This is a genomic window from Aquitalea denitrificans (assembly GCF_009856625.1).
Lineage (GTDB): Bacteria > Pseudomonadota > Gammaproteobacteria > Burkholderiales > Chromobacteriaceae > Aquitalea > Aquitalea denitrificans.
Map to the genome: position 1 here is coordinate 3335336 of NZ_CP047241.1, position 18275 is coordinate 3353610.

An 18275-nucleotide genomic window follows, 5' to 3' on the forward strand; every position below is an offset into this window, starting at 1 on the left:
CAAAGCAAGCTTTGCCACGCTTGGCGGGCTAATGACGGTAGTTTTTACACAATCTTTGGTACGGCTGGCGTACACCCTCTAGAAGTTGCCATCTTGTGGTCAAGAAACGAGGGGCCAGACAAAAATGCGCGTGAGTTTTATAACGCGTATAGAGGACACAGAATGAACACTGATTACACTGCAAGAAAACTAGCTGCTGCGATTCTCAATGAACAAGCATTACTTGTTGCAGAAGGCGGCGATTGCGACTTACTCCAGCAGATACGTCAATCGTCGAACCCTACCGACACGGCCAAAGCAATGATGGCAAGCGTGCAAACCGCACGGCAGACAATGAGGGAGGAAAGCATTTTGGCTCGCAAAGAACGCCAAGACAACGCAAACACGCCACAAGCGCGAACAGCAGTAGCCCTACTCATGTCGATTCCATCCCAATTGGCACAGCTTGAACGAAACGAGCAGATTGAGGAGCAGACACTTGCCGCGAAAGCAGAAAAGCTACGCGATGCGGGACTTGATACAAAGCAGGTTGCCAAGTTGCTGCCTTCCATATCGACCGGCACTAGCAATACAGAACGGATGAGACTTCTTGAACTTGCAGCCGCCCTGCAAAAGTATGTCCGCTCGGGTTTTGCTGAGGCCGACTTCCCTGTAGGCATGCTCCCATAGCAGCTTTGGAATGTACTGCAAACGCAAGCCCGCTCAAGGCGGGCTTTACTTTGACAAGTCTCAGATTTGCAAGCGATGGAGCCGCCCAGATAAAGACCTACTGCCCGACAACTGCTTTTAGCTCTCGTATACGCTTCTTATAAGCACTCTCAAGACATGTAGTCGTCTGACAACGATTTCTGACTGTCAGCAGCCACTTTTTTTGGGATTTTCCAACGGGGTCAATTCGTTGACCAGTATCTCCATCGTAGCCAGCAGTCTCACTCTGAGCCTCATCGAAGGCAGCATTCAGCATTGAATCGAGCTTCGATAGATAGGCATCTGCACATATCATTTTCTCTACCGAAGTTACGGCTTTAGTACAGTCAAAACCAGCAGCTTGAGAAACTTCGTACTGCAGGAAGACACCGAGGGACAGCGTTAGGAAAATTTTGGATTGCATATCAACTCCTATTTTGTTGACACACTTTTATCATAAGGTTGGTTTTTTCCAAAATTAATTATGACAATAGCAAAAAATACAAGCTACTCATACGATAGGACCGGCATCACCCAGAATGTATCCAACAGCAATCTGGATGCATCCAACCTCGCACCGCTCACGACCGTATATATACATTATCAGTCTGGGATATATCCTGCAGATGGATATAGCTGTACTGCAAATCTGACATTGCAGGTTCAATGAGTGCCCGCGTTGACTGCTAGCAAGTACATAGCGAGTACATGGAATCAGAAAACAAAAAGGCCAACCCCGAAGGATTGGCCTAAGTGCTTGATTTACATGGTGCCGGTAAGAGGAGTCGAACCCCCGACCTTCGCATTACGAATGCGCTGCTCTACCAACTGAGCTATACCGGCGAACCAACTTGGTAAAAAAGCCTTGAGTCTCTGTGAAGAAATTCAAGGCTTTTTTGAATCTGGTCGGAGTGAGAGGATTCGAACCTCCGGCCTCTACGTCCCGAACGTAGCGCTCTACCAGGCTAAGCTACACTCCGATTTGTTTCTCGCAGTCTTAATTTGCGAGAGGTGCAATTTAACCTTAATTTCGGTTTTTTGCAATACTATTTGCAGAAATTCTGGTCGGAGTGAGAGGATTCGAACCTCCGGCCTCTACGTCCCGAACGTAGCGCTCTACCAGGCTAAGCTACACTCCGCTTCCCTAATTTCTGCATTCTGCTATCAGCTTTTTGGTCCGTTTCCGGGTTACAATCAGCGACATCAGAGGACGCGCATTATGGAACATTTATGTGGTTTAAGCAACTATCTTTTTATCGCCTGAACGGCGAATCCCTGCACGAAACCGGCAAGCTCTCCCAGGCTCTGGGGAAAAGCCCCTTCCAGCACTGTGGTGGCCTGGACTGGTTCAGTGAAGGCTGGGTAGCGCCAGCTGCGCATCTGGATAGCCCGGTATTCCATGTGCGGGACTGCCAGCTGCTTTCCCTTAAACGCGAGGATAAGGTACTGCCCGCTGGTGTCATCCGTGATTTTGTCGATCTCAAGGTGCAGGAAATAGAAGAAAAGGAAGTACGCAAGGTCGGCCGTAAAGAGAAGCTGGCGCTCAAGGAGCAGATCACCGATGACCTGTTGCCGCGTGCCTTTGTCCGCACCCACCGCACCACAGCCTACCTGGACTGCCGCCGCGGCTGGATGATGGTGGACTCCGGTACAGCGAGCAAGGCCGAGGCGCTGGTATCCAAGCTGCGCGAAGCGCTTCCCCCCTTCCCCGCCGCCCTGCCACGCACCAAGCTGGCCCCCCATACTGCCATGACCGACTGGCTGGCTGCCGGCGCAGCCCCTTTTGGCTTCGAGCTGGATGCCGATTGCGAACTAAAGGATGGTAGCGAAAACGGTGCAGTCATTCGCTGCACCCGTATGGATCTGACAGCAGACGAAATCCGCCAGCATATTGCCACCGGCAAGCAGGTAACGCGCATCGGCCTGATCTGGCAAGAGAAGATTCGCTTCATGCTGACTGACGCACTACAACTCAAGCGCATCCAGTTTCTGGATGTACTCCAGGAAGAAGCCAGCCAGGCCGGGGATGATCGCGAAAGTCTGTTTGAAGCCACCTTCACCCTGATGAGCGAGGAGTTGGGAGAACTGGTAGATGCGCTGATCGAAGCACTTGGCGGGCTGGAAGATAGCCAGGCCAGCCCACCTGTTGCAAGTGCATCTTCATCCTCGGATACCGCTGGCAGCAGCAGCGTCACGCCTGCAGGTGACGATGCCCGGGATGTTCCCTGGGACTGACACGCCATCCGGTGTTCAATACGACAAGAGCCTGCGGGCTCTTTTTTTTCGATAGCACAAATCTAACAATCAATTTATAACAATCAATTTAACAAATCTATGGCAAAAAACCATAATGGCAGTACACCAGAAGTCGCCATGTTGTATTCAGGACTTGTTGGATAGCGATATCACGGTTTCTGTTTATTAAGATTTTTCCTATCAATAATAGGGAATTATCCCAGTAAAAAAGAACAGGTCTTACAGTACAAATAAGGCTACCAATCCAGTACACAGGGAGAGCGTCATGCACAACCAACTGACGTGGCAGGAAGTGTTGCTCGACATGCTGGCAGCTTTTTCGGCCCTGCAGTAGCAATAAAAGGCAGGAACAGGTACGGGCAATACATGGATTGACTCTGGCGGGGCCAGCAGCCCCGGGACAACTCAAAGCATACGAAACAGGAGCAAGAGATGGCGAATACACATACAGGTTCTGCAGGCAAATGTCCGGTAATGCACGGTGGCATGACACAAACGAGCATGTCCAACACCGACTGGTGGCCTAATGCGCTTAATCTGGACATCCTGCATCAGCACGACAGCAAGACCAATCCGATGGGGTCGGACTTTGACTACCATGAGCAAGTGAAAAAGCTGGATGTTGAGGCTCTGAAAACAGACCTCAAGACCCTGATGACCAACAGCCAACCCTGGTGGCCTGCTGACTGGGGCCACTACGGCGGCCTGATGATCCGCATGGCATGGCACTCTGCCGGCAGCTATCGCATTGCAGACGGTCGTGGCGGTGCCGGCACCGGCAATCAGCGCTTTGCTCCGCTTAACTCCTGGCCGGACAATGCCAATCTGGACAAGGCACGCCGCCTTTTGTGGCCCATCAAAAAGAAATACGGCAACAAGCTCAGCTGGGCCGACCTGATGATTCTGGCTGGCAACATGGCCTATGAATCCATGGGTCTCAAGACTTTCGGTTTTTCCTTTGGTCGCGAGGATATCTGGCATCCGGAAAAGGATATCTACTGGGGTTCGGAAAAGAAGTGGCTGGCCCCCAGCGGTGGCGAAGGCAGCCGCTATTCGGGTAGCCGGACTCTGGAAAACCCGCTGGCCGCAGTAATGATGGGCCTGATATACGTCAACCCGGAAGGGGTGGATGGCCAGCCGGATCCGCAAAAGACCGCACATGACATCCGCGAGACATTTGCCCGCATGGCAATGAATGACGAGGAAACCGTTGCCCTGACCGCAGGTGGCCACACTGTAGGCAAGACCCATGGCAATGGCGACGCCTCCCGGCTGGGCGCAGCACCGGAAGGTGCCGATCTGGAAGAACAGGGCCTGGGCTGGATGAATCACACCAGCCGCGGCATTGGCCGTGACACGGTAACCAGCGGTATCGAAGGTGCCTGGACCACCCACCCCACCCAGTGGGACAACGGCTACTTCGACATGCTGCTGGGTCATGAATGGACGCTGAGCAAGAGCCCGGCGGGTGCCTGGCAATGGGTGCCGATCGATATCCGCGAGGAAGACAAGCCGGTTGATGTGGAAAACCCGGACATCCGCTGTATGCCGATCATGACAGACGCCGACATGGCCATGAAAGTTGATCCGGAATACCGCAAGATTTCCGAGCGCTTCCACCAGGACCCGGCCTACTTCTCCGATGTGTTCGCCCGCGCCTGGTTCAAGCTGACCCACCGCGACATGGGCCCGAAAGCCCGCTATATCGGCCCGGATACACCGCAGGAAGAATTGATCTGGCAAGACCCGATCCCGGCTGGTCGCACTGACTACGATGTAGATGCAGTCAAGGCAAAGATCGCGGCCAGTGGCCTGAGTATTGCCGAACTGGTCTGCACCGCCTGGGACAGTGCACGCACCTTCCGTGGTTCGGACAAACGCGGCGGTGCCAATGGTGCACGTATCCGCCTGGCACCGCAAAAGGATTGGGCGGGCAACGAACCGGCCCAACTGGCCAAAGTATTGGCTGTACTTGAGAAAATCGCTGCCGAATTTTCCATCAGTGTGGCGGATGCCATCGTCTTGGGTGGCAATGTCGGTATCGAACAGGCTGCCAAGGCTGCAGGACATGCGTTGACTCTTCCCTTTGCACCGGGTCGCGGCGATGCCACAGCAGAACAGACCGATGCCGATTCCTTTGCCGTGCTGGAACCGCTGGCTGATGGCTTCCGCAACTGGCTGAAGCAGGACTTTACCGTCAGTGCTGAGGAATTGCTGCTGGACCGTGCACAGCTGATGCGACTGACTGCCAGTGAAATGACGGTTCTGGTTGGCGGCCTGCGGGTACTGGACAGCAACCATGGCAGCAGCAAGCTGGGGGTGTTTACCGACCGTCCAGGCCAGTTGACCACCGACTTCTTTGTCAACCTAACTGACATGGCCTACACCTGGAAACCGGCCGGGCGTAATCTGTACGAGATTTGCGAGCGCAGCACCGGCGCGGTGAAATGGACTGCAAGCCGCGTAGATCTGGTATTCGGCTCCAACTCCATCCTGCGCGCCTATGCCGAGGTCTATGCCCAGGATGATAACCAGCAAAAGTTCATCCAGGACTTTGCTGCCGCCTGGACCAAGGTGATGAATGCCGATCGTTATGATCTGAGCTGACCGGCGCTGGCAGGCAGTCACCAGAAGCCGCACAGCCGCATGGCTGTACGGCTTCTTTTTTGCCTAGCCTTCTGCCGAATACCAGAAAAGACAGGGATCTGGATGTGGCAATGCCACGCATGCCTGCCCGGATAGCGGCATGGGAGCTAACAATACACTCATTGTGATTAATTTTTTCAATCAAAACTTTGAAAAGATAAATTTTACTTGATAATTATTCTCATTAAAATGAAAGATGAATTATCTAGTTGAAAGGAGTTAAGCATGCAAGCCACTCAGCCCACCACCCGGCCTCGCGTGCGTATATGGCAGCATCTGCGCATTCTGCTTGGCATCTTCATCGTCTGCAGCGGGTGGGGATTCCTGTTGCAGACATCGACACAGGGGAGCAGCCCCGCTCCCATGCATGGAATTGCCAGCCATCCAGCCTGATTTGCACTGATGCCATGCACAGCAACACTATTTCCCCTCAGTAAACAAAATGGTGAAGAAATAGCCGTTTTTTTAACATGGAATTCTGATTAAGCTGTTCACATGGCAATCACTGCAGGCAGAACGAACATGAGCAACCAACAAGCAGCACTGTTCATCTCTCACGGCGCACCCACGCTTCCTATTGAAGACAGTCCAACCCGCCACTTTCTGACGCAATTGGGCCAAACCCTGCCGCGTCCACGTGCCATCATCGTGGTATCGGCACACTGGGAAAGCACTATTCCCATGGTCAACCTGGCGGAAAACCCGGAAACCATGTACGACTTTGGCGGTTTTCCTTCCATTCTGTACACCCTGCGCTACCCCGCCCGTACCGATCTCAAGCTGGCAGCTGATGTCGTGGACAAGCTGCGTGAATCGGGCCTGCGCATAGGAACCACCGACCAGCGCAGCCTGGATCATGGCATGTGGACGCCACTGATGTTGATGTACCCAGAGGCAGATATCCCGCTAGTCATGGTGTCGCTACCGCATGGTGCCAGTGCAGATACCTTTTTCCAGATGGGTCGCGCACTTAGGGCACTGCGAGACGATAATGTGCTGATCATCGGCTCTGGCAGCTACACGCATAATCTATGGCAACTCAGCCCAGACGGTAGCGCAACGCCACCATGGGCTGCCGCCTTTGCCAACTGGATGGATCTAGCCCTGCAGGAAAACCGTCAGCAGGATATCCTGCGCTGGAAGCAGCTGGCCCCGCTGGCTCGCGAAAACCACCCGACGGATGAACATTTCAACCCGCTACTGGTGGTAATGGGAGCCGCATCGGATGCTACCGCCCCGGTGAAACTGCACGACGACTGGCGCATGGGTTCGCTCTCCATGGCCTGCTGGCGTTTTGACTGACTCCGCCGGTAAGTGACAAGGGCCCCAGCGGGGCCCTTGTCGTTTGTGGCTACGCTGTTACAGCGTTTTCAACTTGCCACGGAAATCATCCAAGCAGGTATAGCCCTTGAGCAACATCAGATCGCCCAGCTCTCCCAGAATGCGAGCAAATGCACCCTCGCCTTCTTCGTACAGACATGTGCCAATCTGCACTGCAGTCGCACCGGCTAGAATGTGCATGAATGCTTCGCGCCCGCTATTGATGCCACCGCAACCCACCACATGCTTGCCAATCAATAACCGGGCAAACTCGCGCACATTCGCCAGTGCCGTCGGCAGTACATAACTGCCGCCCAGCCCACCCAGACCATCCTTGGGCTTGATGACCACGCTTTCTGTCTCCGCATCGATGACCAGGCCATTGCCGATGGAGTTGATACAGGTGACAAAGCGCACACCGGTAAACGCATTCAACAAATCTGCCATCTGGGCAAAATGAACCGGGTCAAAATACGGAGGTAGCTTGACACCAAATGCTCCCGGGTAGATACGGCTGATCTCGGCCAGGGTGATCGCACATGCATCCGGGTCGTAACCCAACTGCGGCTTGCCTGGCAGATTCGGGCAGGACAGGTTTACCTCCGGGATGCAGGGCAAGTTACTGGCAGCCAGGTCTGCCAGCATGCTCAGATTGTCTTCCAGCGTCATCCCTGAAATGGACAGAAATAGTGGCTTGCCCTGATTGTACGGATAGCTGCTCGCATAGTCGCGATAGTAGGCGTAGCCCGCATTGGGCAGGCCCATGGAGTTGATGCTGCCCATGGCGGTAGCACAGTAGCGCGGCTCCGGATTGCCATCCCGCGGCTGCAAGGTGCAGCTTTTGCTGATGACCGCGCCGGCGGCGGAATGGCGTACCTGCTCCAGTTCGGCAACAGAGCGGCACATCACGCCGGAAGCGTTATACAGAGGATTGGCCATGGTCAGACCAAGCCAGGATACAGACAGGTCTACCCGCATGTTTTCTTCCCCGACAGTCAAAAGCGCCAGTGTGCCGGGCGATGCCGGCCTGCGTTCTGCGCCATATCAAGCAGGCAAGCAGAAAGGACAAACGGCCGCATTGCGGCCGCTTGTTACTGGCAGATGGCAGTCCGCGTCAGCGCAGCAGATGCAGGCCCTGGTAGAAAGCAAAGGAAATCACCCAGGCCAGCAATACTGACCAGCCCACTGACAGCGCAGTAAAAGCGCGGCTTTTCGACTCGCGCCGGATTGCTGCCACGGTGGACAAGCAGGGTACATACACCAGGGTGAAAATCAGGAAGCTCATGGCCGATGCCCAGTCCAGATGGTGCAACAGGGCTGCGCCCAACCCGGCTTCCGGCACGCCGTAAATCACCGCCAAGCCACCCAGCAGGATTTCCTTGGCCACAAAGCCCACCAGCAGGGCAACCGCCAGTTCATGCTTGATGCCGATGGGGTCGAGTACCGGTGCCATCAGGCTGCCCAGCATGTCGGCCAGCGTCTTGTTGTCCCCGGCCGGGATGTGCGACACCAGCCAGACCAGCACCACCCCCATCAGGATGAAGCTGGACGCCAGCTCCAGAAAGGCCCGTACCTCACCAACGGCACGGATCAGCATGTGGCGCACCCCTGGCAGGCGATATGGTGGAACCTCCAGCAAGAAGGCTTCATTGCCCTGATAACGGTGTTTGAACACCCATGCGGTAAAAATGGCCACGGCAAAACTCAGCAGATACAACAGTAGTAATACCCAGGGTGCCTGCTGGGGCCGAAACAGGATGCCAGCAAAAAACACGACTACCTGCAAACGGGCCGAACATAGCGAGAAGGGAATGATCAGCATGGTGAGTAGCCTTTGCTTGCGCTCACGCATCACCCGCGTTCCCAGAATGGCCGGTACATTGCAACCAAAGCCCATCAACTGCATGACAAAACCACGGCCATCCAGACCCAGGCGTGCCATGAAGGCATCTGTCAGATAAGCAGCCCGAGCCAGATAGCCACTATCCTCCACCATGGCCATCAGGATGAAGAATACGAAGAGGATGGGGGCAAACGTCACCACGGTGGAAACACCTTGCCAGATACCGTCCAGCAGCAGGCTTTGCACGATGGCCGGCAATGCACTGGTCCACGGGCCAAGTGCCGCCGCCTTGAACCAGTCCAGGCCGGCACCCACCACATCCTGCAATGGCGTGCCAATCTGGTATGTCAGATTGAACAGCAAGGCCATGAAGGCAAAAAACAGCGGTAAACCCAGCCAGGGATGCATCAGCCAGGCATCCACTTTCTCGGTCACGCCCTGCGGCAGCACTGGGGGCAAGGACCACACCCCCGACAGGCGGGCACGCGCCATGTCAATGGCCTCACGCGTTTCCGGAATCTGATCCAGCGCAGCATGGCAAGGCGTCTTGGTCTCGGCAGCCTGACGATTCAGCGCATCCATCAGCCGCGGCCACCCTTCCATACGCTTGGCCGACACCAGCACCACGGGAATACCCAGCCGCTGTTGCAAGGCTTCTACATCCAGTTGCACCCCCAGCAAACGCGCTTCGTCCGCCATATTCAGAACCAGTACGGCAGGCAAGCCACTGGCCAGAACCTGCAGTGCCAATGGAAGCTGGCGGTCAAGCTGGGCCGCATTGAGCACCAGCACTACCGCATCAAAGGCCGTGCTCATCAACACATCCCTCACCACGGCTTCATCGTCGGTATAACCGGTAAGGTCGTTCACACCGGGCAGATCCACCAGCTCCACCATACTGCCGCCCAGCAACAGTCGTGCGCTGGTGAGATCCACCGTCAGGCCGGGCCAGTTCCCCACCCGCTGCGACATGCCGGTCAGGCGGTTGAAAACGGTGGATTTTCCGGTATTGGGTAAGCCGATCAAGGCAAATCGCTTCATCTTGCTACCCGAACCTGAATGAATTTTGCCAGGCTACGTCGTAGCAGAAAGCGGGTACAACCCACTTCCAATACCAGCGGGCCACCAAACGGCGCACGACGGGACAGATTGAATTGGCTGCCTGGGATAAGGCCAAAGGCTGCCACCCTGCGGAAGGCCTCATCTGACAGATCAAGACTGTGCACCACCCCTTTGCACCCCACAGGGAGCTTGTCCAGAGACACCATGCTCGACACCAATAACGCGAATAATTTGCATTATTGTACGCAATCCTCCCTACTAACGGTAAGGTCTACTTGCATACCATCCGGAGAAGTCTTGAGCAATATCAATCCGACGTTGTCCTCATCCTGAACTGCAGTGTGAATCCCGCGGCAACGGTGGCCCTGCTGCGGCATACCGTTTAGAATCTGGCTCATCTCAAATTTTCCTGACGGACCCCCGACCATGAGCATCAAATCCGACAAGTGGATCCGCCGTATGGCGCAAGATCACAACATGATCGAGCCGTTTGAACATAACCAGATCAAAAACGTCAATGGTGAGAAGGTAATCTCCTTCGGCACCTCCAGCTATGGTTACGATATTCGGTGTGCCGACGAATTCAAGGTATTCACCAATATCAACAGCACCATTGTCGACCCCAAGAATTTTGACCCGGACTCTTTTGTCGAAGTATCCGGCAAGGGCTACTGCATCATCCCGCCCAACAGCTTTGCACTGGCCCGCACGGTGGAATACTTCCGCATCCCGCGCTCGGTCCTGACCGTCTGCCTGGGCAAATCCACTTATGCACGCTGCGGCATCATCGTCAACGTGACGCCTTTTGAGCCGGAATGGGAAGGCTATGTAACGCTGGAATTCTCCAATACCACGCCACTGCCGGCCAAAATCTATGCCAACGAAGGGGTCGCGCAGGTATTGTTCTTCGAATCAGACGAAGTATGTGATGTGTCCTATGCCGACCGCGCCGGCAAATACATGGGCCAGATCGGTGTAACCCTGCCACGCCCCTGATTGCAGCCATTGCCATGCATGGCAGGCACTTACGACAAGGACAGCCACGGCTGTCCTTTTTAATTCACTTGGCATTTAAATCCGGCTCGCAAATTCGCGTAGCTGTTCTAGGATGAACTGTAGGTTAAAGACATTTGTATCTGTCAACCCACCAATCGAACAGTTTCTCTTGGGGCGTCGCGGTTCCCCCTTGCCGTAACGTCCCTTTTTTTATGCGCATGTAATGACATTGTATTTATATGATGGAAATAAAATTCAAAGCAATTATTGTACTGACAGGCAACCAACCGATATCCAATCACCAAAAAAAACAGGGCCAGCCATGCTAACCCTGTCACTCCCTCTTCCCCGGTGACCCCGTTGTTATCCTAAATGACCTCACTGGCCTGCTGGCATGGATCATCCATCAAACGCCTGGCACTTTCCGCAAGCAGATCCAGATCGTCATCCAGATGCTCTTGCATGTCCATGAGCGCAGCGCGCAACACCACAGCGGCCAGTTCAGCCTGATTTCCGCTGAAGACATGTGCCAAAACACGTAACTCCCGGCAGGCATGCAAATCCAGTGGAATCTCCAGAGTACGGACCACCTCGACCCGTGTTATCTCATCTGTTGACATACCTTTGCTGCGGCAGCTTTCCAGCTCGCCCAGCAAGCCTTTCAGAGCCAGTCCCATCGCCATCTCCTTTCGTGTCACTTTAACGCTAGACCCGACCTGTACAGAACCAAAGGCATCTCCGCCAAGCAATTGACTTGAAACAATAAAACACCATCCAACGATGTTGGACGGTGCATATGCAGTTGCGGGGAAGGAATGCAAAAATGGCTGCCCTATCACCATAGGACAGCCACCAGGAAATACCATCGCTACCCACACACCAGACTGCAAAGATAAAAAACCCCATACCGTTGCATGGGGTTTTCAGTGTCTGTGATGGCTACAGCACTTCATTCGCGCCGACTGTATCAAGACTTGTATCAGCCTTCTTCAGCATCTCCATCGACATAGAACCAGCGTCCCTCCTCCTTGCGGAATCGGCTGATTTCATGCAAACGCTGGGCACGACCATTTACCTTGTAGCGAGCAACAAACTCTACCACGCCGGCTTCATCGCTCTCACCACCCGCCTGAGTACTCAGCACATCCAGCGACAGCCATTTTACAAAACGTTCCTCCCGCGACAGATCCAGTTCGGCCGGACGAGTCGATTGATGCCAGCTAGCCAGCAGGTATTCACCATTATTCATGGTGTAGGCTGCATAACGGGAACGCATCAGGCTTTCTGCCGTAGGGGCAAGCACACCAGCATCAATATAACGGCCACAGCATTCGTCAAAGGAGGCGGACAGACCACAGGGGCAGCCGCTGGATTGTTTTTTCTTGCTCATTGTTTCATCAGCCCAGAGCGGGCAATCCATAGAGTTTCAACAGAAAATTGGTAAAAACCGGTTGTGGCGGCTTGGGCTGCATCTTGGGCCAGCGCCGTAACCACTCCCGCAAACGCATTTCCATCCTGGCCTGGGATTCTTCCTGACTTAGCCGACCAGCATCGCGCTCTACAGCCAGGTAGCGATACATGGCAAAGTTGTTGTCATCTACCAAGTTGGCACCGATCAGCCGCAAGCGATAAGTATTGAGCTGATCCGCAGCAGCAACCCGACTGAGTTCACTCGCCTTGACCTTGCCAGCCAATCGATTGGCTTCCTTCAGCAACTGCTCTACCTTGCTTTCCGATACCGAGGGCGTAACAGGCGGGTGTGTCGGACGCATGCCACTTTGTGGTGCCGGTGCTTGTTGCAACAGACTGCAGCCACCGAGCAAGACTGGCATCACAATCAGCAACTGCAGGGATTTGGGGATGGAAATCATGGCGGTAGTGTAGCGGATATAAGGCGGTATTGGACAAAAAGCCCGGTCAAACAGTTCTGATAAGTTAATGGGCGGAAAAAACAAAACCGACCGGCATAGTTTGCACGGTCGGTTTCAAGCACAAATCAAGCTGGCTGGCGGATCAGGCCAGATGCTCGAACAGAGGAGTGGACAGATAACGCTCCCCGAAAGATGGAATCACCACCACAATCAGCTTGCCAACATTTTCAGGGCGCTTGGCCAACTCAATGGCCGCCCATACCGCAGCACCAGAGGAAATACCCACCAGCACACCTTCCTGGGTCGCTACCGCGCGGGCGGTATCGAATGCATCATCGTTCTTTACCCGGATGATCTCGTCGTATACCGCGGTATTCAGGATAGAAGGGATGAAACCGGCACCAATTCCCTGGATCGGGTGCGGCCCTTTGGGCCCGCCAGACAGCACCGGGGAGGCATCAGGCTCCACTGCCACAATCTGTACGCCAGGCTTGCGCGCCTTTAATACCTCGCCCACACCAGTCACGGTGCCACCAGTGCCCACACCTGCCACGAAGATATCAACCTGACCATCAGTATCACGCCAGATTTCTTCTGCCGTGGTGTTACGGTGCACTTCCGGATTGGCCGGGTTTTCAAACTGCTGTGGCATGAACCAGGTATCCGGGTTTTCATCCACCAACTGACGGGCCTTGGCAATGGCACCACCCATACCATCCGGGCCTGGCGTAAGGATGAGTTCGGCACCATAGGCCTTGAGCAATTGCCTGCGCTCACGACTCATGGTTTCAGGCATGGTAATCACCAGCTTGTAGCCACGGGCGGCACATACCATGGCCAGACCAATGCCGGTATTGCCGGAAGTGGGTTCTACAATCGTGGTGTGCGGCCCAATCTTGCCAGCTTTCTCGGCAGCATCGATCATGGCGACAGCGATGCGATCCTTCACACTGTGGGCCGGGTTGAAAAACTCCAGCTTGGCCACCACGGTGGCAACGCAGCCATCGGTAACACGGTTCAGTTTGACCAGAGGGGTATTGCCGATCAGGTCGGTTACGGTATTGGCGATACGCATCGTCTTATTCTCCCGGGCAACATTAATGCAATGTTTAATAACACATATAATATATGAGCACCGGAAAAACGCTAATAGTGTTTGCTTCTATCCAATAAACCAACGGGTCCGCCACCTATCATGCCAACCCAGGAAACACTGACACCCCTGAGCGGCTGGCGCCGCAAGCTCTACATCATCATTTTCGAAGCCGACACACGTTCTGGCCGCCTGTTTGACCTTGCCCTGATCGCAACCATCCTGCTATCTCTGGTGACGGTGGCACTGGAGAGCGTTGCCAGCATTCGCCAAAGCTGGGGCACACAGCTCAAGATACTCGACTGGCTGTTCACCATTCTGTTCACGGTCGAGTATTTGCTGCGACTGATCTGCATCCACAAGCCGCTACGTTATGCGCGCAGCTTTTTCGGCATGGTGGATCTGCTCTCCACCCTGCCACTCTACCTGGGTTTATTCATCCCCGAGAGCAGGTTTCTTGCCGATATCCGTATTTTGCGGCTATTGCGGATGTTCCGCATACTCAAGCTCACCCGCTACATGGGTGAGGCCCATGAACTGAAACGCGCCATGATGGCTAGTCGCCGCAAGATTCTGGTGTTTCTGGTAACCGTCGTTGTGTTGGTCATCATCCTGGGGACGCTGATGTATGTGATAGAAGGTGAAGCGAACGGCTTCACCAGCATTCCCATCGGCATCTACTGGGCAATTGTCACCCTGACTACCGTCGGCTTTGGCGACATCACACCCAAAACACCACTGGGCCAGGCGCTGGCCAGCATGGTCATGATTACCGGTTACGGCATCATTGCCGTACCTACCGGCATCGTGACGGCAGAAATAGCCCGCCATACCACGACAATACCAGCTGAAGACCAATCTGCTACCCGCCTTTGCCCGCATTGCTTCACCGAAGGGCATGACCGGGATGCACGTTTCTGCAAACATTGCGGTGGCACCTTGCCGCGTCCGTCAACAAACGATATCAGCTAACCGGACTCCAGAGAGAAATGCCAGAACGAGGCAGGTATTACCCACTTCAACACCACCGAACAAGCTGCTGCTAGTGGGATTTACATGACATACATATAAAAACTAGTGATTTCTGTCTGCCGCCCATAGCTAGATGGATATCAGCCCCTCCCCGGCCGCACAGCCAGTATGGTCCGTGCCAATTGCTCTGCCTGCTGAGCGATACGGTCCGGAGCTTCGTTCATGGCCTCGCCTAGCGTCATTGGTCTGTTGCACAACGAATAGCAGCCGTCAAATGCACCTGTCAGCGCTCCAGCATGATCGGCAATGATGGCGCCGGATAGCAGGCTTACTGGTACGGCCGCCTGCCGGGCCAGGCTGGCAACACAAGCGGGAGCCTTGCCGGACAAGGTCTGGCTATCACTACGGCCTTCACCGGTGAGAACCCAGTCGGCACTGGCGATTTCATCGGCCAGCCCAATATGTTGTGCCACTGCCTGAGCACCAGACACCATGCGCCCCCCCAGCACTTGCATGGCATAACCCAGCCCGCCAGCAGCGCCGGACCCAGGCAAATCCCGCAAAGGATGCGGCAATCCGGCATCAAGCAAACCGGCAAAATACGCAATCCAGCCATCCACCTCCTGAATATCCCTTGCAGATACGCCTTTCTGTGGACCAAAAACCGCCGTTGCGCCTTGCGGGCCAATCAACGGGTTCTCAACATCAGACCAGACCTCAAGACTTACTCCATCCATACAACTGGCCAACCCATCTGTATTCAGCACATGCACGGACGCTAGATCCTGTAAGCGTCCATGCAGCACTACACCAGCTTCATCCATTAGTTGCAGCCCCATGGCAGCAAGGCAACCGGCACCCGCGTCATTGGTGCTGGATCCACCCAGCGCAACAGCAATACGGTGATATCCATCACGCACCAAAGCCCGCAATAATTGGCCCACACCCCGGCTGCTGCGATCTTTAACATCAGAGTTACCAGCATCCGGCAAGCCGATGATGCGAGCAACCTCGAGTACCACCGTACCGTCCGGTAACAAAAGGCAATCCACGTCCATGCTCTGCCCGACCGCATTGCAGACCGGATAACGCAGCCACTCGCCACCGACTGCCGCATGCAATGCATCCAGCGTGCCTTCTCCGCCATCGGCCATGGGGCGCAGGATGCACACCGCCTGATGGTCAACCTGAGCAATACCTTGCCGCATGGCTTGTGCCACGCCGGCAGCATCCAGCGAGCCTTTGTAGGAGTCCGGTGCAATCACCCAGCGCATAATTCATCCCCCATGAAAACAGCCAACATAAATGCAAAACCCCTCGTTGCCAAGGCAAGGAGGGGTTAGGAAACCGGGCTACGTGGTCTTATTCGGCAGCGGCCTGATCGTTCGGTACAGCTTCCACGACAGCTGCTTCTGCAGCAGGTTTTGGCGCAGACATCAGCTGAGCAGCCTTTTTCTCTTCAGCACTCACTTCGCCACTAGGCTTGCCGGCAAGATCAAAACGCTTGCCACCACGGGCCAGCGATTTCACATAGCGGGGCTTGCGGCAGTGATTGGCCACCACACGCGAAATCAGAGTTGCATCAAATTGCGGCAATGCGGCAATCAGGCTCTCGTGAATGCCCAGAGCCAGCGGACGGAATTGACGGAACACTTCAAATTTGCTGTAAACATGCTCCGCAATCATTTCTGTCTGCTTTTTCTTCGACAGGCTCTGTACTGCGGATTTGAGAGCAGCACCCAGTGCCGTTTCGGTATTTGGCTTCATGAACTTCTATCTAGATCCAGTGATGCTTTTCTAATGGCAGGCAATCCTGCCAGACGGATGGACGGTGTGCAAGCCGTCGCGAGGCCAGCTTGTGGTCTTGTCCACAACACAGCGGCGTCCTGTATGGTAATGCAGCTTTCCAGGCCATGCCAGTAAAAGGCTGGTACAAACAATAACAGGCCTGTTTTGCGTGTCAGGCTGGCAACGGTGCTGGTGCGCCCAGCCGGGGTCGAACCGGCACAACCGAAGTCGAGGGATTTTAAGTCCCTTGCGTCTACCAATTTCGCCATGGGCGCATCGAGTGGCGGATTATGCCAGTACTTGGGCACTGCGTCATCCATCAAGCGTGCTTTTTACCGCCATGCAAGACATGCCCGGCACATCGCTTGCTGCCATGGCGTGCTTTGCGCGAAGATGCATGACACGCTTTGCGGTTTTCCCTCATCCAATACCGGGGCCGCACATCACTTTTAAAAACAATCTGCGACAAAGGAATTGCCGTCTCATGTTCGAACATGTCGAAGCCTATCCGGGTGACCCCATACTGACACTGGTAGAAACATTTCATGCCGATAGCCGCCCACAAAAAGTGAACCTCGGGATCGGACTGTATTATGACGAAGCAGGCCGCATTCCTTTATTGAGTTCGGTACAAAAGGCAGAAGCCGCACGTGCAGCAGCCCCGTCACCACGCCCCTACCTGCCCATAGAAGGTGCTGCAAACTACCGCAGTGCAGTTCAGCGTTTACTATTTGGTGCAGATCATGAGGCAGTCACCGGCCAGCGCATCGCCACCATCCAGACTATCGGTGGTTCCGGTGCACTCAAGGTGGGCGCAGATTTCATCAAGCGTTACTTCCCAGAGAGCCAAGCCTGGATCAGCAATCCCAGCTGGGACAATCACCGCGCCATCTTTGAAGGTGCCGGCATCAAGGTACACGAATACCCCTATTACGATGCTGTTAGTGGCGGCTTGCTGTTTGACGACATGCTCGCCACCATCAAGCAACTGCCAGCACAAAGCGTGGTACTGCTTCACCCCTGCTGCCACAACCCTACAGGTGTCGATCTGAGTCAGGCGCAATGGGATGCTCTAATCCCAGTACTAAAGGCTGGCAAATTGCTACCTTTCCTGGATATCGCTTATCAGGGTTTTGGCCAAGGCCTGAACGAAGACGCCTACGCGATCCGCAGCATGGCCGATGCCGGCATCAGCTTTTTCGTCAGCAACTCCTTCTCCAAGAACCTGTCTTTCTATGGCGAGCGCTGTGGAGGCCTTTCGATTGTCTGCAATACAGCCGAAGAAGCCAACCGCGTGCTGGGTCAGATGAAAGCTACAGTACGTCGCAATTACTCCAGCCCGCCTACCCACGGTGGCCAGATTACGGCGGCAGTGATGAATGACCCCGCCCTGTTTGATGAATGGGAAGCGGAGGTTGCAGAAATGCGTGTACGCATCAAGGCCATGCGTCAAAAACTGCATGAAGTGCTAAACACTCGCCTGCCTGGTCGTGATTTCAGCTACTTCATCACCCAGCAAGGCATGTTCAGCTACACCGGACTAAGCCCCGATCAGGTTGATCGCCTGCGTGAAGAATTTGCCGTCTATCTGGTACGTTCGGGCCGTATGTGTGTGGCAGGTCTTAATAGCAGCAACGTCGGCTACGTGGCTGAAGCCATGGCCAGCGTGTTACAGGCATAACTGCGCAAGACAACAATGAAAAGCCCGGCCTGCAAGCCGGGCTTTTTACTGCCATTCTCA

17 protein-coding genes and 4 tRNA genes are annotated in these 18275 nt (G+C 54.7%); 7 read left to right on the forward strand and 14 right to left on the reverse strand.

Translation table 11 applies throughout. The features are described 5' to 3' along the window. Window positions 1-162: 162 nt before the first annotated feature. Window positions 163-669, forward strand: a complete 507-nt coding sequence (locus GSR16_RS15160; RefSeq protein WP_159878816.1) for a hypothetical protein — start codon at window positions 163-165, stop codon at window positions 667-669. A gap of 97 nt (window positions 670-766) precedes the next feature. Here GSR16_RS15160 and GSR16_RS15165 read toward each other — a convergent pair whose 3' ends face one another. The 4 genes from GSR16_RS15165 to GSR16_RS15180 all read right to left on the reverse strand — a co-directional run bounded on the left by GSR16_RS15165 (window position 767) and on the right by GSR16_RS15180 (window position 1826). Continuing rightward, a complete protein-coding gene (locus GSR16_RS15165; RefSeq protein ID WP_159878818.1) occupies window positions 767-1111 on the reverse strand; it encodes a lysozyme inhibitor LprI family protein in 345 nt (114 codons plus the stop codon). Window positions 1112-1454: 343 nt separating this feature from the next. Then, window positions 1455-1530, reverse strand: a tRNA-Thr gene (locus tag GSR16_RS15170). Between the two features lie 60 nt (window positions 1531-1590). Then, window positions 1591-1667, reverse strand: a tRNA-Pro gene (locus GSR16_RS15175). Window positions 1668-1749: 82 nt separating this feature from the next. Further along, a tRNA-Pro gene (locus GSR16_RS15180) sits at window positions 1750-1826 on the reverse strand. Window positions 1827-1917: 91 nt separating this feature from the next. On the opposite strand from GSR16_RS15180, the gene GSR16_RS15185 reads away from it, so the two are divergent. From GSR16_RS15185 to GSR16_RS15195, 3 genes are all read left to right on the forward strand, one after another. After that, window positions 1918-2922 (forward strand): recombination-associated protein RdgC, encoded by a 1005-nt coding sequence (locus GSR16_RS15185; RefSeq protein WP_159878820.1) that lies wholly within the window; start codon window positions 1918-1920, stop codon window positions 2920-2922. A gap of 522 nt (window positions 2923-3444) precedes the next feature. After that, complete coding sequence (katG, locus tag GSR16_RS15190; protein WP_240902506.1) at window positions 3445-5550, forward strand: catalase/peroxidase HPI; 2106 nt, start codon at window positions 3445-3447, stop codon at window positions 5548-5550. A 561-nt stretch (window positions 5551-6111) separates the two neighbouring features. Further along, entirely contained in the window at window positions 6112-6891 is a 780-nt protein-coding gene (locus tag GSR16_RS15195) for a DODA-type extradiol aromatic ring-opening family dioxygenase (protein WP_159878824.1), read from the forward strand. Window positions 6892-6948: 57 nt separating this feature from the next. Here the strand turns inward: GSR16_RS15195 and GSR16_RS15200 are convergent, their stop codons facing one another. From GSR16_RS15200 to GSR16_RS21500, 3 genes are all read right to left on the reverse strand, one after another. Further along, window positions 6949-7848 (reverse strand): dihydroorotate oxidase, encoded by a 900-nt coding sequence (locus tag GSR16_RS15200; protein WP_240902507.1) that lies wholly within the window; start codon window positions 7846-7848, stop codon window positions 6949-6951. 175 nt (window positions 7849-8023) lie between these two features. After that, window positions 8024-9793, reverse strand: coding sequence for a ferrous iron transport protein B (gene feoB, locus GSR16_RS15205; RefSeq protein WP_159878828.1), 1770 nt, complete (start codon window positions 9791-9793; stop codon window positions 8024-8026). Continuing rightward, complete coding sequence (locus tag GSR16_RS21500) at window positions 9790-10020, reverse strand: FeoA family protein (protein WP_159878830.1); 231 nt, start codon at window positions 10018-10020, stop codon at window positions 9790-9792. The genes feoB and GSR16_RS21500 overlap by 4 nt, the downstream gene beginning before the upstream one ends. 220 nt (window positions 10021-10240) lie before the next feature. Here GSR16_RS21500 and dcd point away from each other — a divergent pair, with 220 nt between their 5' ends. After that, window positions 10241-10810, forward strand: a complete 570-nt coding sequence (gene dcd / locus GSR16_RS15215; protein ID WP_089084954.1) for a dCTP deaminase — start codon at window positions 10241-10243, stop codon at window positions 10808-10810. Between the two features lie 368 nt (window positions 10811-11178). Here dcd and GSR16_RS15220 read toward each other — a convergent pair whose 3' ends face one another. The 4 genes from GSR16_RS15220 to cysK all read right to left on the reverse strand — a co-directional run bounded on the left by GSR16_RS15220 (window position 11179) and on the right by cysK (window position 13756). After that, complete coding sequence (locus GSR16_RS15220) at window positions 11179-11487, reverse strand: hypothetical protein (RefSeq protein WP_159878832.1); 309 nt, start codon at window positions 11485-11487, stop codon at window positions 11179-11181. A gap of 302 nt (window positions 11488-11789) precedes the next feature. Further along, entirely contained in the window at window positions 11790-12200 is a 411-nt protein-coding gene (locus GSR16_RS15225) for a YchJ family protein (RefSeq protein WP_159878834.1), read from the reverse strand. 7 nt (window positions 12201-12207) lie between these two features. Then, window positions 12208-12681, reverse strand: a complete 474-nt coding sequence (locus GSR16_RS15230; RefSeq protein ID WP_159878836.1) for a hypothetical protein — start codon at window positions 12679-12681, stop codon at window positions 12208-12210. A gap of 142 nt (window positions 12682-12823) precedes the next feature. After that, the gene (gene cysK, locus GSR16_RS15235) at window positions 12824-13756 is read right to left on the reverse strand and encodes a cysteine synthase A (protein WP_159878838.1); all 933 of its coding nucleotides are present in this window, start codon (window positions 13754-13756) and stop codon (window positions 12824-12826) included. Window positions 13757-13876: 120 nt separating this feature from the next. Here cysK and GSR16_RS15240 point away from each other — a divergent pair, with 120 nt between their 5' ends. Next, on the forward strand, window positions 13877-14746 hold the full coding sequence (locus GSR16_RS15240; RefSeq protein WP_159878840.1) for an ion transporter: 870 nt from the start codon (window positions 13877-13879) through the stop codon (window positions 14744-14746). 140 nt (window positions 14747-14886) lie between these two features. Here GSR16_RS15240 and GSR16_RS15245 read toward each other — a convergent pair whose 3' ends face one another. The 3 genes from GSR16_RS15245 to GSR16_RS15255 all read right to left on the reverse strand — a co-directional run bounded on the left by GSR16_RS15245 (window position 14887) and on the right by GSR16_RS15255 (window position 16809). Continuing rightward, window positions 14887-16020 carry a glycerate kinase gene (locus tag GSR16_RS15245; RefSeq protein WP_159878842.1) on the reverse strand — a complete coding sequence of 378 codons (1134 nt, stop codon included), beginning with the start codon at window positions 16018-16020 and terminating at the stop codon, window positions 14887-14889. An 88-nt stretch (window positions 16021-16108) separates the two neighbouring features. Then, a complete protein-coding gene (locus GSR16_RS15250; RefSeq protein ID WP_159878844.1) occupies window positions 16109-16513 on the reverse strand; it encodes a ProQ/FINO family protein in 405 nt (134 codons plus the stop codon). Window positions 16514-16724: 211 nt separating this feature from the next. Next, window positions 16725-16809 (reverse strand) — tRNA-Leu (locus tag GSR16_RS15255). A 209-nt stretch (window positions 16810-17018) separates the two neighbouring features. On the opposite strand from GSR16_RS15255, the gene GSR16_RS15260 reads away from it, so the two are divergent. Beyond that, window positions 17019-18215 (forward strand): amino acid aminotransferase, encoded by a 1197-nt coding sequence (locus GSR16_RS15260; RefSeq protein WP_159878846.1) that lies wholly within the window; start codon window positions 17019-17021, stop codon window positions 18213-18215. The last annotated feature ends 60 nt before the right edge of the window (window positions 18216-18275 follow it).